This is a genomic window from Streptomyces sp. MRC013, assembly GCF_023614235.1.
In the GTDB taxonomy this organism is placed as follows: domain Bacteria; phylum Actinomycetota; class Actinomycetes; order Streptomycetales; family Streptomycetaceae; genus Streptomyces.
Window position 1 is genome coordinate 5118993 of sequence record NZ_CP094264.1, and the last position, 14004, is coordinate 5132996.

Here is a 14004-nt window from a genome sequence, read left to right on the forward strand (position 1 = left end):
TGCGGTCAGTCGTCGACCGGCTCGCCGCGCGCGGCGGCGCGGAGTCCTCCGGGCCCCGCCCCGGCACCGCGCCCCGCTCCGGAGCCCCCTACCCCGCATCCCCGCCTCGGAGTCCCCGGCCCCGCCCCGGCGTCCTCGCCCCGGGCCTCGCCTCCTCAGTGCTCCGGCAGAAGGCCCCTCCGGTGGATGAGGTAGCCGGCCTGGAGCCGGCTGGTGGCTCCCAGTTCGTCGCTGATCTTCCCGAGCCGCCGCTGCACGGTCCGCATCGACACGCCCAGGCGGCGGGCGACCGCCTGGTCGCTCTCCCCGCTCACCAGCAGGCGCAGCAGGGTCTGGTCCGTGTCCTCGGACACGCTCTGGACCCGTTCCCGGTCGTGGTCGACCGGGAACGGGTCCGCCTTGAGCCAGATGTGCTCGAAGGCCTGGACGACGAAGTCCACGACGCTGCGGTCCCTGACCACCATGGCGCCACGGGGGTGGTCGACGTGCGAGATCAGGGCGGTCTTCCGGTCGAAGACGATCAGCCGCATCAGATTGGCGCTCGTGGTGCGCACCTCCCCGCCCAACTGCGCGAGCCGCTCGGCGTACGCCGCGGTCGCCTGGTGGAACCGCGCGGGGTGCTGGTACAGCGTACGCATCCGGACCTTCCTGCGGAGGATCCCCTCGTCGCGTTCGACGGCCTCCGCCAGCTCGTCCACGTTGCGCCTGCCGCCGGGCTGGGCCGTCAGCACCTCCTCCTGGCAGGTGGCCGCCTGGTGCGCCAGCACGGCCAGCACGTCGCCGAGTTCGGGCAGCGCCTGCAGCGAGTCGGTCCCCGGTTCGCTGCCCCGGCCACGCTCGTAGAAGGGCAGCAGGCTCTCTATCTGGTGCCGCAGTCGCTGCACCTCCTCCATCTGCTGCCGCAGCCGGTTCTCGACCGGCAGGGCGGCGAGGACCGCTGCGGACTGCGGGCTCACGGCCGATACCCGGCCCTCCGCGCCGGGCTCCGTCCGCAGCAGGCGCAGTGCCAGCAACCGGCGGACCGAGTCCTCGGCGGCCTCGGAGGTGACGCCGAGGCCGGCCGCCAGGTCCGAGACCTCGCATGTACCCCCGCCGACCACGTACTCGTACAACTGCTGGTCCAGGTCCGCGAGATACTCCTCGCCCCTTCGAGGTGGTTCGTGGATGTCCAGCATGGTTTGCCCCCTTGACGCGATAAGACAGTCAAGAAAATGATCCCATGGCCTGATCACCCCGATCTCGTGCGCGCGATCGCGCCGCGTCGCCGGGTGCCTGCGGGGGCCGGGGGCCCGGCGGCGGTGGCGGACCCGCGGCCGGTCCGGTCGGGGCGGAGCACCGGGGCGGTGGCGGTGCGTGGAACGGCGCGCCGGGCGGCGCGGTGGCGGCGCGGACCCGGCCGCTCCGGTGGCGCGGTGGGGCGGACCGCCCGGTCGGCGGGGCCCGGCCCGGTGAACGGCCCGGCGACCGCGGCGCGAAGCCCGGGGAGCGCCCGGCGGGCCCGGCCGCCCGCCGGACGGCCCCGCTCCGGGAGCGCCCGGCGGCCGGGAGCCGTCTCCGCCCGCAGGGCCGGATGACGGGGGCGGGGCCGGGGGCGCGGCGCCCCCCGGCCCGCGCGGACGGGCCTACAGCCGCGCCGCCAGGCGCGTGCCCTGGTCGATCGCGCGCTTTGCGTCCAGTTCCACCGCCGCGTCGGCGCCGCCGATCAGATGGGCCGGGACGCCCGCCGCCGCCAGTTCGTCGTACAGGTCGCGGCGCGGCTCCTGGCCGGTGCACAGCACCACCGTGTCGACCGGGAGGGTGCGGGTCTCGCCGTCGACGGTGATGTGCAGGCCCGCGTCGTCGATGCGCTCGTACGTCGCCCCGGCGACCATCGCCACGCCCCGGTGCTTCAGCTCCGTGCGGTGGATCCACCCCGTCGTCCGGCCCAGGCCGGCGCCCACCTTGGTGGTCTTGCGCTGAAGCAGCGTCACCCGCCGCGGCGGGCGCGGCCGCTCCGGGGCGCGCAGCCCGCCCCGCCCACCGTACGACGTGTCGACGCCCCACCGGCGGAAGTACGCCTCCGGGTCGAGGCTCGCGCCCTCGCCGTCGTCGGTGAGGTATGCGGCGACGTCGAATCCGATGCCGCCCGCGCCCAGGATCGCGACCCGCTCGCCGACGGGTGCGCCGCCGCACAGCACGTCTAGGTAGCCGACGACGCTGGGGTGGTCGACGCCTTCGACGGCCGGGGTGCGCGGGGTGACGCCGGTCGCGACGACCACCTCGTCGTAGCCGCCCAGCATGCCGGCCGAGACGTACGTGCCGAGCCGCACGTCCACACCGTCCAGTTCCAGCCGGGTGCGGAAGTAGCGGAGCGTCTCGCCGAACTCCTCCTTGCCCGGCACCCGCCTCGCCGCGTTCAGCTGGCCGCCGACCTCCCCGGCGGCGTCGTAGAGGGTGACCTGGTGGCCGCGTTCGGCCGCCGTCACCGCGCAGGCCAGGCCGGCCGGGCCGGCGCCGACCACGGCGATCCGCCTGCGCAGCCGGGTGGGGGAGAGGACCAGCTCCGTCTCGTGGCAGGCGCGCGGGTTGACCAGGCAGGAGGTGACCCTGCCGCTGAAGGTGTGGTCCAGGCACGCCTGGTTGCAGCCGATGCAGGTGTTGACGGTCTCCGGCCGGCCCGCGCGGGCCTTCGCGACGAAGTCGGGGTCGGCGAGGAACGGCCGGGCCAGCGACACCATGTCGGCGCGGCCATCCGCCAGGACCTCCTCGGCGACCTCGGGGGTGTTGACGCGGTTGCCGGTGACCAGCGGCACGGACACGGCGCCCATCAGCCGCTTGGTCACCCAGGTGTAGGCGGCGCGGGGCACCGGGGTGGCGATGGTCGGGATCCGGGCCTCGTGCCAGCCGATGCCGGTGTTGATGATCGTCGCGCCGGCCGCCTCGATCCCCTTCGCCAGCGCGACGACCTCCTCCAGGGAGGACCCCCCGGGCACCAGGTCCAGCATGGAGAGGCGGTAGATCAGGATGAAGTCCCCGCCGACCCGCTCCCGGACGCGGCGGACGATCTCCAGCGGGAAGCGCGTCCGGTTCTCGTAGGAGCCGCCCCAGCGGTCGTCGCGCCGGTTGGTCGCGGCGGCGGTGAACTCGTTGATCAGGTACCCCTCGGAGCCCATGACCTCGACGCCGTCGTACCCGGCGGACTTCGCGAGCTCCGCCGCCCGCACGTAGTCCTCGATCGTCCGCTCGACCTCGCCGTCGGTCAGGGCGTGCGGGACGAACGGGCTGATCGGCGCCTGGAGCGCGCTCGGCGCGACGAGCCGCGGGTGGTAGGCGTAGCGGCCGAAGTGGAGGATCTGCATCGCGATCCGCCCGCCCGCGGCGTGCACCGCGTCCGTCACCACCCGGTGCCGTCCGGCCTCCTCCTCGGTGGTGAGCTTGGCGCCGCCCTCGTACGGCCGCCCCGCCTCGTTCGGGGCGATGCCGCCGGTCACGATGAGGGCCGCCCCGCCCCGGGCGCGGGCCGCGTAGAAGGCGGCCATCCGCTCGAAGCCGTTCTCCGCCTCCTCCAGGCCGACGTGCATGGAGCCCATCAGCACCCGGTTGGGCAGGGTGGTGAAACCCAGGTCGAGCGGGCTCAGCAGATGCGGGTAGGGGGACGGGCTCGGGGTCATGGGGGGCGCCTCCTCGCGCGGTGCGGTCGCCCCTGTTGTAGACGACCGCGCCCCGCTTGTGCAACAAGTTGCATAAGGGGGAGGGCGTGACCTGCGGCACGCCCCGTCCGGCACCACCCCCACCGCACCGGCCGCGTCTCCGCCCCCTCCGGGGCGCGCGGCACCGGCTCCCCCGCCCGGCGGCCCCCGGCGGACGGGGCCCGCGGCCTCCGCCGCCGTCAGCCCCGTGCCATCCGCCCGGCCCCCCACGCCTCCAGCTCCTCCGGGGTGCGCGGCACCGGCTCGCCCTCGCCGAGCAGCCCCCGCGCCCGCAGGAACCGCGCCACCGCCGTCGCCCACGGCCGCCGCAGCCGCGCCGCGTCCAGCAGCTCCACGTCCGCCAGCAGCTCCTCCACCGGGCCCGTGCGCAGCCCGCCCGGTGTGAGCACCGCCGCGTCGTCCGCCCACCGCAGCGCCAGGTCCACGTCGTGCGTGGCCATCACCACCGTCGTCCCCGACGTCCGCAGCCCGTCAAGGACCGCCAGCAACCGCTCCTGCCCGTGCGGGTCGAGCCCCGCCGTCGGCTCGTCCAGGATCAGCACCCTCGGCCGCATCGCCACGGCGCCCGCGATGGCCGCCCGCTTCCGCTGCCCGTACGACAGCAGGTGCGTCGGCCGGTCCTCCAGCGCCGCGATGTCCAGCGCCTCCAGCGCCGCCCGCACCCGGGCGCGCACCTCGTCCTCGGGCAGCCCCAGGTTCATCGGCCCGAACGACACGTCCTGCCCCACCGACGCCGCGAACAGCTGGTCGTCGGGGTCCTGCACCACCAGCTGCACCGTCGTGCGCAGCCGCGTCAGGCCCTTCCGGTCGTACGCCACGTCCTCGCCGGCGACCCGCAGCCGCCCGCTCCCGCACCGCAGCCCGCCGCTGAGGAGGCGCAGCAGCGTCGTCTTGCCGCCGCCGTTGCGGCCCAGCACGGCCAGCGAGCGCCCCTCCGGCACGGCGAAGTCGACCCCCGACAGCACGGCGGGCCCGTCCTCGTAGGCGAATCCCGCGCCGACCAGCTCCACCACGGCGGGTCCCGGCATCACAGCGACCTTTCCAGTACGAGGGTGAGGGCGACCAGCGCCGCCAGCAGCGCCGCCGTCGCGGCGAGGAAGCGGCGGTCCACCCGCGCGTCGGGCACCAGCACCCGCAGCGTGCCGTCGTAACCGCGCCCCGCCAGCCCCGCCTGCAGCCGCGCCGCGCGGTCGAAGGCCCGTACGAACGCCGTCGCGCCCAGACCCGCGGCCGACCGCCACGCCGCGGCGCGGCTCATCGTCCCGAGCCGCGCCGCCTGCGCCTGCCGGATCCGCGCCACCGCGTCCAGCAGCAGGAAGCCGATCCGGTACATCACCAGTGCGACGTCCACCACCGGCGCCGGCACCCCGGCCCGTACGAGCCGGGGCAGCACGTCCGACACGGGCGTGGTGAACGCGAACACCAGCAGCCCCAGCGACGCCGCCGACGTGCGCAGCAGCAGCCGGCCGGCGTGCGCCGGGCCTCCCGGAGCCAGGGCCACCAGCCCGTCCGGACCACCGACCTGCAGCAGCAGCGGCACGGCCCCCGTCACGCAGAACCCGAGCGGCAGCCGCCAGGCCCGCCACAGCCGGCGCGGCGCCACCCCGGCCGGGCCCAGCAGCACCGCCACCGCCGCCGCCGTCACCAGGACGGCGCCCGGCCACGGCGGCAGGGACACCGCGCACAGGGTCAGTCCGAAACCGAGCGCGGCCTTCTCGGCCGGATGGCGGCGGCGCCAGCGACTGCCGTGCGCCGCCGCGTCGATGGGCAGCACCCGGGCTACTCCCCGGCCACTGCGGGCCCGTCGGCCCGGGTGTCGGCCCCGGCGTCCGCCGCGGCACCGGCCCGGGCACGCTCCTCGCCCTGCCGCCGGCCGCGCCGAAGCCCGAAGTAGTACGCCAGCACCCCCGCGCCGAGCGCCGCCTGCAGCGCGAACAGCGCCGACTCGACCTCCCCGGAGGGCGGTTCGTACAGCGGGGTGAACCACGGCTCGTAGTCGGGGGCGATCTCCGTGATCGCCGTCTCGGCCTGCGCGTCGGCACCCGCGAACGGCTCCTCCTTCCCCTCGCCGAGCCCCAGTGCCAGCGGCAGCACGGCCAGCGCCGCGACCGCCAGCAGAAGCAGGAGGTTGATCCTCGCGTTGCGGCTCATCGGACCGCCGCCCCCTTCGCCGCACCCGCCGCCGGGAGCACCCCGAGCCGCGCCAGCTCGCCCTTGCTGGACTGCCGCAGCAGCCGCACGACCAGTACGGTCAGCAGCCCCTCGCTGACCGCGAGCGGCACCTGCGTCAGCGCGAAGATCCCCCGAACTTCGCGAGCGCCCCCGCGAAGCCGCTGCCCGGGTCGGGGAAGGCCAGCGCCAGCTGCGCGCTCGTCACGCAGTACGTGGACAGGTCGGCGACGAACGCGCCGGAGAACACGGCCGCCGTCAGCGGCGCGCCGGACCGGCGCAGCAGCCGGTACGCCGCGTACCCCGCCCACGGCCCGGCGACCGCCATCGAGAAGACGTTCGCGCCCAGCGTCGTGAGCCCGCCGTGCGCCAGCAGCAGCGCCTGGAACAGCAGCGTGATCGTGCCGAGCACCGCCATGACCGGCGGCCGGAACAGGACGGCGCCCAGCCCCGTACCGGTGGGATGGGAGCAGCTGCCCGTCACGGACGGGATCTTCAGCGCCGACAGGACGAACGTGAACGCCCCGGACGCGCCGAGCAGGAGCGTCGACTCGGGGTTGGCCCGGACCTCGCGGGTCAGGGCCCGGACGCCGTGGACGACGAACGGAGCGGCCGCCAGCGTCCAGGCGACCGCGTGTTCCCGGGGCAGGAACCCCTCGGCGATATGCATGTGGGGAAGACCCTCTCCAGCACCTCGTGGATGGACAACGTGCCCTGGCCGGTCTCCTGGCTGACGGGTCCTACCGCCTCGGCTCCGCCTTCCCGGACGCCGCGGTCGCCCGCGGTGGTCCAGTGGCTTCCCCGCCTCCGCGGGGGATGGGGCCGGACTTCCCGATCACAGTGGCGAGGGCCGCACCGGCTCTGCACCGGTTTCCCGTACACCAAGGCCCTGCGACAGTAGTGCGTCGACCGGCCGCCCCACAACCACGCCCGGCCCGCCCCCGCGGTGGCCGCTCGCCTCCGGCGCCGCGCGCCCCGCCGCGGGCGACGGACCCGCCGCGCGTTTGCGGCGGGCCGCGGACGCGCGGCGGCCCGCCCGGGACCCGCGGCCCCGGGCGCGTACCCGATGTGGACGAGGGCCACGGCGTTCCCCCCTTCCGGGGCGGGCCGCCTCAGCGGACGTCGAGGACCTCGGCCACCGGCCTGCGCGGGGTGGCGGGGACCTCGGGACCGTAGCCGAGGCGGATCACGATCTGCGGGAAGGCCGCCTCCGACAGCGGGTCGCGCACGAGCCAGCGCAGCTCCGGCCACTCCAGGGCCTGCGAGTTGAGCGAGGTGGACAGCCCGTCCTGCGTCGCCTGGAGCAGTACGCGCTCCATGGCCTGGCCGGCCCGCAGCCAGTCCTCCGGACCGTCGCGGCGGGTGCCCAGCACGGCGAGGCAGGGCCGCGACTCGTAGACCGCCGGTGCGGGGTCCCGGTCCCGCCGGGCGCCGGGGAAGTCCCGTACGGGCGCCCGGCCGTCGTACCTGCGGGGGCCGAGCGCGTACGACGGGATCCCCTCCGGGGCGGTGTCGTCCCGGTCCGCCGTCCACCGCGCGATCTCCCCGCGCACCTCCGGCGAGAGCTCCTCCGCGCGCTCGGCGTCCCACACGGCGGTCAGCAGGTCCTGCACCCGCCAGTCGTCCGCGAGGTCCAGGTGCGCGCCCTCGGCCCGGGCGGCTCCGCGCAGCCCGTCGAGGATCGGCCCGGGCACGGCCTCCCCGCTGAACGGCTCCCGGCTGGTGCGCCTCCGGGGGACGGCCGGGCGCAGGTCGGCGACGGCGTCGCGGTCCGGCGCCGGCACGAAGGCGACCCGGGCCAGCAGCAGCGGGTCGTCCGGGTCCGGCCGCGTCCCGATCCGCGCCTCCCATCCGGCGTCCGCCGCGGCGACCCGCAGGTTGAACAGGGCGGCGCCGCACCCGAGGCGGAGCCCGCGCGCGGACGGGTCCGAACGGGGCATCGTGCGCGCCGGGTCCATCCGCAGGGTCAGCACCCCGCGCGCCCGTTCGTAGCGGAACCGCCACGGCTGGGCGTTGTGCATCGACGGTGCCAGTACGGCATCGGCCACCCAGGACGTCAGGGACGTCGCGTCGGGTGTAGGGGCGGTCATCGGACCCATCTCCCGGGTGCGGTCGGCCTTCGTACGGATGGCCCTCCCATCCGATCACCCCTCCAGCCTCCCCGCACGGCGGAGCGGCCCCACAGGGCCGAGCGGGCACCCTGGGAGGGCCGAACGGCCCGTCCCCGACACCCGGTTCCGGCGGGGCGCCGCACGCGGTGCCGGCCCCCGCCGGCGGGGGCCGGCGCGCCTCAGGCGCCCGGGGACTCCCGCGGCGGCCGCAGCAGGTACGCCCCGGCGAGTTCGAGGACCTCCGCCGTCGTGTAGCCGGGGTGGTCCGCCACGACGAAGTGGCGGCCGACGGCGAGCGCGAACGCCAGGGTGCTGCGCGCCTCGACCTCGTCGGGATCGGTGAGGAACGCCCCGAACACACCGCGCAGGAACCGCATGCGCTCGTCGTCGACGCGGCGCAGGCGCTCCGCCACGGCCCCGTCGCGGCGCGCCCAGAGCCGGACGGCGAGGTCGATCCGGTGCAGGTCCTCCGAGAAGGTGAGCTGCCCGACGCGCCGGAGGCGCTCGGCCGGCCCGCCCCCTCGGCGTCGACCCGGGCGAGGATCTCCCGGGTGCAGCGGCGCTCCCACACGTCGAGCATCTCGGCGAGCAGCGCGGGACGGCCGTCGAAGTAGCCGTAGAACCCGCCCTTCGTCACGCCGAGCCGGGCGGCGAGGGCCTCCACGCGGACCGCGTCGGGCCCGCCCTCGGCGAGGGCTTCGAGTCCCGCCTCGATCCAGCGGTCCCGGGGGGTGCGGGCGACGGCGGGAATCGGGCCACCTCCATGCGCTGCGGACGGGTTGTGTACGTTACCGTACAGAAGAAATGTACGGTGCCGTACACAACAGGGGCGGTCCCGCGCGGGCCGCGCCGGGGGAGGGATCCGACACGATGGCATCGGAAAGAAGACTGCTCCGCTGGGCGGGCGGGATCATGTGCGTGCTGGGGGCGGGCCACCTGGCCCTGCTGGTGCTCCTCGCCCGGGAGAGCGTGGCCGGCTGGGCGGAGCGCGGGGTGTGGGCGGCCGTCCCGCTCCTGGAGGGCGCAGGCGGGCCGACGGTGGAGTCCCTGCGCAACGAGGGCGCCTTCTGGGCCGGTCCGGGATCGTTCTCCGTACCCCTGGTCCTGCTGGGCTGCCTGGTGCGGCACCTCGCCGGGCGCGGGGTCGCCGTGCCCGCCTGGACCGGCTGGGGGATCGCCGCCTGGTGCCTGCTGGGCGGCGTCCTCCTGGTGCCGTCGCCGTTCTTCGTCGGCGCCGTCGCCGGGTTGCTCGTCGTGCTGGCCGCGCGCCGGCGGACGGCGGCTCAGTAGTCCTGCCACTCGTGGCGGGTGTACTCCAGGACCGCCGGGTCCATGAGGGTGCTGGCGCGGACGTCCCGGGGGCGGCGGTCCACGGGGAAGACCGTGGCGGCCCTCAGGACCGCGTCGTCGAGGAAGCGCAGGCGCGGCGCGTCGGCGGCGAGGCGCAGGGCCGGGGGAGGGCCGCCGGGGCCGGGCGAGGCGAGGACGAAGCCCCAGTTCCCGAAGCTCGGCACGTCCACCTGGTAGGCGGTCGTCGCGTACCCGGCCTCCCGGACCGTGGCGGCGATCGACCAGTACGACCTGGGTGCGAAGAACGGGGACCCGGCCTGCACCACCACCCGGCTGTCGGGCTTCAGGACGTGGGCGAGGAGGTGGTAGAACTCGACGCTGTACAGCTTGGCCAGCGCGGCCGTGTCCGGGTCGGGGAAGTCGACGACGACCGCGTCGTACCGGCGCCCCGCGTCCCGCAGCCAGGTGAACGCGTCCGCGTTGACGACCGTGACGCGCCGGTCGGCCAGGGCGCGCCCGTTGAGCTCGACCAGCGGGCCGAACGTCCGGGCCAGCCGGGTCACCGCCGGGTCCAGGTCGACGAGCGTCACCTCCTCCACGTCGTCGTAGCGCAGCACCTCCCGCAGCGCCAGCGCGTCGCCGCCGCCCAGCACCAGCACGGAGGACCGCCTCCCCGCCAGCGCGGGGTGGACCAGCGACTCGTGGTACCGGTACTCGTCGACCGACGAGAACTGCAGGTCCCCGTTGAGGAACAGGCGCGTGTCGGGCGCCCCCGTGAAGGCGGTGGAGCGGGTGACGACGATCTCCTGGTACGGGGTGGTCTCGGCGTAGACGACCGGATCCCGGTACAGCTGCTGCCGCGCCGTCACCTCGATCTCGTCGGCCAGGACGTACACCGCGGCGAGCACCGCCAGGACCGCCGCGACGCCGCCCAGCAGGCAGGTGCGGACGACCCGCCTCGTCTCCCGGCGGAAGATCCACAGGACGACCCCGCCCCCGGCGACGGCGTTGACCGCGCCCACCACCAGCGCGCCCTTCAACTGCCCGAAGACGGGCAGGAGCAGCAGCGGGAAGCACAGCCCGCCGACGAGCGCGCCCACGTAGTCCGCGGCGAACAGGTCCGCGACGGCGCCGCCCGCCTCCTGCCGCCTGATCCGCTGGAGCATCGTCATCAGCAGCGGGATCTCCGCGCCGATCAGCAGGCCCACCACGAACGAGGCGACCACCATGGCGGGCGTGTAGACCCGCAGCCAGGAGAACGCCGCGTACAGCAGGAGCACCGACAGGCCGCCGACGAGCCCGAGGAGCAGTTCGACGAGGGCGAACGCCCCGACCGCCCGCCGCCGGAGCGGTTTGGCGGCGAGGGACCCGACCCCCATCGAGAAGACCATGACGGAGATGACCACGGAGGTCTGCATCACGGAGTTGCCGATGAGGTAGCTGCCCAGCGCGGTCAGCGCCAGCTCGTAGACCAGGCCGCAGGCCGCGCAGACGAACACCGCGAGGAGCAGCAGCACCCGGGTCCCCCGCGAGTGGCGGGGGGCCGCCGGGGCGGGGGCGTCCGGAGCCGTGGTGTCCGGGGCGGTGACGGTGCTCATGGGAGGGGTCAGGAGACCGCGGCGCCGACCATGAAGGCCGTACCGAGGTACATGGCGGCCTGGACCCAGGCGGCGGGGTGGGCGCTGGTGCCGTTATCGTCGAGGACCGCGGCGCCGAGCCGGCCCGGCGTGAGCAGGCCGATGAGGAGGGAGATCAGGGTCATCACGACGACGCCGGCCAGCCCGTACAGCAGGGTGCTGAGCAGGCCGTAGCCGAGTCCGAGCTCCGACTCGCTGGCGCGGATGGACGCCTCGATGACCAGCCCGACGGCGATCATCTGGCCGGCGAGGAGCACCGCGGCGCCCCGGTTGCGCTCGGTCCACACGACGTGGAACAGCTTTCCGGGGGTCACCAGGTCGAGCGCGACGAAGCCGGCCACCATCACGACGAAGCCGGTCAGGCCGTAGAGGACGGCGGTACAGGCCGACTCGAAGATCTCTGCCACGGGGATGCCTTTCGGGGAGGTCGTCGGGAAATCGTGGGCGGGACGGGCGCCGGGCGCCCGGTCACTTGCCGGAGCCGGGGCCCCCGCCGCGGAAACTCGCGTTGTCCGGATCCGGCCACACCGTCCGGAGGTGCGACTTCCACCGCCGGTACCCCGTGCGGTAGTCCGCGACCTCGATGCGGCTGCCCGCCAGGTACGGGCTGACGGCGACGATGTCGTCGCGGTAGCGCAGGAAGACCCGGCCCCCGGAGACCAGCCGGTCCGTGGCCCTGGAGTGCCCGTGGATCTCGTCGGCGACCTCCGACGGGCGGTCCGTGCGGTCGACGTGGTCGGAGCCGCTGCGCGTGTACTGCCCGCGGATCCAGGAGGACGGCACGGGGTTGCCGTCGTCCGGATCGTCGCCGCAGCCGGCAAGGGCGACCCCGGCGAGCAGCAGCGCGGTGATGCGTCGGGCGGTTCTCATCGGGCCTCCAGCCGGGTGTGGGTCGTCACGATCCGGCGGCTTCTCGGGTACGTGTGCCAGGTGCGCCAGGCCAGCCCCGCGCCGTCCCGCTCCACGACCAGCGCGGTGACGGCGTCGGCGGAGCCGGGGAAGACCCCGTAGAGAGCCCCCGGGTGGGCGTCCGCCAGGTCGCGGACCCGGGCCACCTCGGTGCCGAACCCGCAGCCGGGGTGCTCGTCCACGCGGGCGCCGAAGGAGTAGCGCCAGCCGTCGAAGTCGTGGACCGCGGCGTCCGGCAGACCGCCCCGGACGCCGGGCAGGCAGGCGACGGTCTCGCGGACCGGTCCCGCGCACACCTGGTGGGACGCGCCCAGCAGCCGGAGCTGCACCTCGAACCCGCCGACCGTCAGCTCGCGCACGGCGAGGGCGCCGAGGACGGGGTGGTCCAGGGCGAACGACAACTGGTCGGCGTCGGTGTCCAGGTACGGCGCGTCCAGGGTTATGCCGTTCAATGATCCCCCGGGAAGCCGTACCTGCAGCGAGCGCCGCGAGTATTGCACAGGCCGCGGCGCGGGCCGCGGCCGGGAGGGGCGGGGCCGGGCCGGACGGGGCGAGGGGGCCGGGCCGGCCCTCCCCTCCCCGGCGCGGGCCGGGGCGCCCCGCCGCACGCGGCCCCCGCGACCGGCCGGCCCGGCCCCCGGCCGGGTCCGTCGGGCCCGTCGGCGCCCCCGGCGGGGGTCCCGGCCCCCGAGGGGCACCGAGGGGGACAAGGGTTTTCCCCGTATCCACGTCATGGCTTGTTTCCCTACTGTCTCCCGCACGGTCGTTCCCCCTTCCTGACGCGTAACTGTCAGGTGCATGCAGCCCCATGCGTGTGACCCCGGGGGGACTCCGGGACGGCCTCGACGACGAGGCCGTCGCGCCGGCGGCGGCGCGGGGGTGCATCCGGCCCCGAGGGCTGTGGAGGTGCCCCACAGACAGCCACAGTCCTGCGCCGCCGTCCGTGCGCCGCACCGCCAGCGGCTCCGGAAGCCGCCGGAGCCGCCCCCTGAAGGGGAACACCTTGAACGGTTCCAGGCGGAGACCGGTATCCGCCGTGGCGGAGGGCGCCACGCTTCTCGGCGTGACGACCGCCTCCGCGACGGCGTTCGCCGCGCAGGCCGCCCCCTCGCCGAAGCCGGCCGCGCCGGCCCCGCAGGCCACGGCCCCGGCCGCCGCCGTCCCGTCCGCGCCCGTCGAGAAGGTCATCGTGACCTACGGGGCGCGCACCGCGGAGGCCACCTCCAGCACCGCCGCCAAGGGCGACACGGCCGAGAAGGCCGCCCAGGCCGGTGAGGCCCTCTCCTGCGAGCGCCGCCTCGCCGGCGGTCCCGCGCTCGTCGACCTCGGCGCGGCGACCACCGAGCAGGACGTCGCGAAGGTCATGGCCGCCTTCCGCGCCGACCCGGCCGTCGCCTCCGTCGAGGCCGACGTCCGCGCCTACCCGATGGCCGTGGCCCCCGACGACACGGACTACGCCGAGCAGTGGGACCCCTTCGAACCCACCGGCGGCGTGAACGTGCCCGGCGCCTGGGACAGGGCCACCGGCAGCGGCGTCACCGTCGCGGTCGTCGACACCGGTTACGCGGCCCGCACGGACCTCGCCGCCAACACCGTCGCCGGCTACGACTTCATCTCCAGCTCCACCGACGCCCGCGACGGCGGCGGCCGCGACGGCAACCCCAAGGACGAGGGCGACTGGAACGCCACCGGCGGCGAGTGCGGCGCCGGCTCCCGGGCGAGCGACTCCTCCTGGCACGGCACCCGCGTCGCCGGCGCCATCGGCGCCGTGACCCACAACGCCAAGGGCGCCGCCGGCATCGCCGACGCGGCCAAGACGGTCGACGCCGTCCTCGGCGACGCCGCCTTCACCGACTCCGCGGACGTGACGATCGTGGACAACGCCACCGCCACCGCCACCTCCCCCGTCGCCGTCACCGGTGTCACCGGCGACGCCCCGGCCACCCTCAAGGCGAACGTCGACATCAAGCACACCTGGCGCGGTGACCTGGTCATCGACCTGGTGGCCCCGGACGGCACCGCCCACCGGCCGAAGAACTCCGACAGCGGCGACTCGGCGGACAACGTCCTCGCCACCTCCACCGCCAACGCCTCCTCCGAGGTCGCCAACGGCACCTGGAAGCTCCAGGTCCGCGACATCGCCTCAGGTGACACCGGCTACACCAACTCCTGGGGCCTCACCTTCTGAGAACCCGACAG

The 14004-nt window shown here is 75.6% G+C and carries 12 protein-coding genes, 2 pseudogenes and 1 riboswitch; of the genes and pseudogenes, 2 read left to right on the forward strand and 12 right to left on the reverse strand.

Going from position 1 to position 14004, the window contains the following annotated elements; translation table 11 throughout:
- Positions 1–155: 155 nt before the first annotated feature.
- The 8 genes and pseudogenes from LUW75_RS23285 to LUW75_RS23320 all read right to left on the reverse strand — a co-directional run bounded on the left by LUW75_RS23285 (position 156) and on the right by LUW75_RS23320 (position 8684).
- A complete protein-coding gene (locus LUW75_RS23285) occupies positions 156–1175 on the reverse strand; it encodes a LuxR C-terminal-related transcriptional regulator (protein WP_250337358.1) in 1020 nt (339 codons plus the stop codon).
- 447 nt (positions 1176–1622) lie between these two features.
- Positions 1623–3650, reverse strand: coding sequence for an oxidoreductase (locus LUW75_RS23290; RefSeq protein WP_250337359.1), 2028 nt, complete (start codon positions 3648–3650; stop codon positions 1623–1625).
- Positions 3651–3868: 218 nt separating this feature from the next.
- Positions 3869–4717 (reverse strand): energy-coupling factor ABC transporter ATP-binding protein, encoded by an 849-nt coding sequence (locus tag LUW75_RS23295; RefSeq protein ID WP_250337360.1) that lies wholly within the window; start codon positions 4715–4717, stop codon positions 3869–3871.
- Entirely contained in the window at positions 4717–5463 is a 747-nt protein-coding gene (gene cbiQ, locus LUW75_RS23300) for a cobalt ECF transporter T component CbiQ (RefSeq protein WP_250337361.1), read from the reverse strand. Before cbiQ ends, LUW75_RS23295 begins: the two co-directional genes overlap by 1 nt.
- A gap of 5 nt (positions 5464–5468) precedes the next feature.
- Entirely contained in the window at positions 5469–5840 is a 372-nt protein-coding gene (locus tag LUW75_RS23305; protein WP_250337362.1) for an energy-coupling factor ABC transporter substrate-binding protein, read from the reverse strand.
- Positions 5837–6528 (reverse strand): annotated as a pseudogene (locus tag LUW75_RS23310) (energy-coupling factor ABC transporter permease). The gene LUW75_RS23305 and the pseudogene LUW75_RS23310 overlap by 4 nt, the downstream one beginning before the upstream one ends.
- A gap of 29 nt (positions 6529–6557) precedes the next feature.
- Positions 6558–6759: riboswitch (cobalamin riboswitch) on the reverse strand.
- A gap of 211 nt (positions 6760–6970) precedes the next feature.
- Positions 6971–7948 carry an Acg family FMN-binding oxidoreductase gene (locus LUW75_RS23315; protein WP_250337363.1) on the reverse strand — a complete coding sequence of 326 codons (978 nt, stop codon included), beginning with the start codon at positions 7946–7948 and terminating at the stop codon, positions 6971–6973.
- Between the two features lie 200 nt (positions 7949–8148).
- A pseudogene (locus LUW75_RS23320) lies at positions 8149–8684 on the reverse strand (TetR/AcrR family transcriptional regulator).
- Between the two features lie 155 nt (positions 8685–8839).
- Here LUW75_RS23320 and LUW75_RS23325 point away from each other — a divergent pair.
- Positions 8840–9259, forward strand: a complete 420-nt coding sequence (locus LUW75_RS23325) for a DUF6463 family protein (protein ID WP_250337364.1) — start codon at positions 8840–8842, stop codon at positions 9257–9259.
- On the opposite strand, the gene LUW75_RS23330 is transcribed toward LUW75_RS23325, so the two are convergent.
- From LUW75_RS23330 to LUW75_RS23345, 4 genes are all read right to left on the reverse strand, one after another.
- Positions 9253–10857, reverse strand: coding sequence for a polyamine aminopropyltransferase (locus LUW75_RS23330; RefSeq protein ID WP_250337365.1), 1605 nt, complete (start codon positions 10855–10857; stop codon positions 9253–9255). The genes LUW75_RS23325 and LUW75_RS23330 overlap by 7 nt on opposite strands.
- A gap of 8 nt (positions 10858–10865) precedes the next feature.
- A complete protein-coding gene (locus LUW75_RS23335) occupies positions 10866–11303 on the reverse strand; it encodes a DUF350 domain-containing protein (protein ID WP_250337366.1) in 438 nt (145 codons plus the stop codon).
- Between the two features lie 61 nt (positions 11304–11364).
- Positions 11365–11766 carry a DUF4247 domain-containing protein gene (locus LUW75_RS23340; RefSeq protein ID WP_250337367.1) on the reverse strand — a complete coding sequence of 134 codons (402 nt, stop codon included), beginning with the start codon at positions 11764–11766 and terminating at the stop codon, positions 11365–11367.
- Entirely contained in the window at positions 11763–12257 is a 495-nt protein-coding gene (locus LUW75_RS23345; RefSeq protein ID WP_250337368.1) for a DUF2617 family protein, read from the reverse strand. Before LUW75_RS23345 ends, LUW75_RS23340 begins: the two co-directional genes overlap by 4 nt.
- A 584-nt stretch (positions 12258–12841) precedes the next feature.
- Here LUW75_RS23345 and LUW75_RS23355 point away from each other — a divergent pair.
- Entirely contained in the window at positions 12842–13993 is a 1152-nt protein-coding gene (locus LUW75_RS23355) for a proprotein convertase P-domain-containing protein (protein ID WP_462933776.1), read from the forward strand.
- Positions 13994–14004 lie beyond the last annotated feature (11 nt).

Bases quoted from the DNA above. Each gene is read 5' to 3' on its own strand.
- LUW75_RS23285 (WP_250337358.1), bottom strand. From the start codon at position 1,175: ATGCTGGACATCCACGAACCACCTCGAAGGGGCGAGGAGTATCTCGCG.
- LUW75_RS23290 (WP_250337359.1), bottom strand. From the start codon at position 3,650: ATGACCCCGAGCCCGTCCCCCTACCCGCATCTGCTGAGCCCGCTCGAC.
- LUW75_RS23295 (WP_250337360.1), bottom strand. From the start codon at position 4,717: ATGCCGGGACCCGCCGTGGTGGAGCTGGTCGGCGCGGGATTCGCCTAC.
- LUW75_RS23305 (WP_250337362.1), bottom strand. From the start codon at position 5,840: ATGAGCCGCAACGCGAGGATCAACCTCCTGCTTCTGCTGGCGGTCGCG.
- LUW75_RS23315 (WP_250337363.1), bottom strand. From the start codon at position 7,948: ATGACCGCCCCTACACCCGACGCGACGTCCCTGACGTCCTGGGTGGCC.
- LUW75_RS23325 (WP_250337364.1), top strand. From the start codon at position 8,840: ATGGCATCGGAAAGAAGACTGCTCCGCTGGGCGGGCGGGATCATGTGC.
- LUW75_RS23330 (WP_250337365.1), bottom strand. From the start codon at position 10,857: ATGAGCACCGTCACCGCCCCGGACACCACGGCTCCGGACGCCCCCGCC.
- LUW75_RS23340 (WP_250337367.1), bottom strand. From the start codon at position 11,766: ATGAGAACCGCCCGACGCATCACCGCGCTGCTGCTCGCCGGGGTCGCC.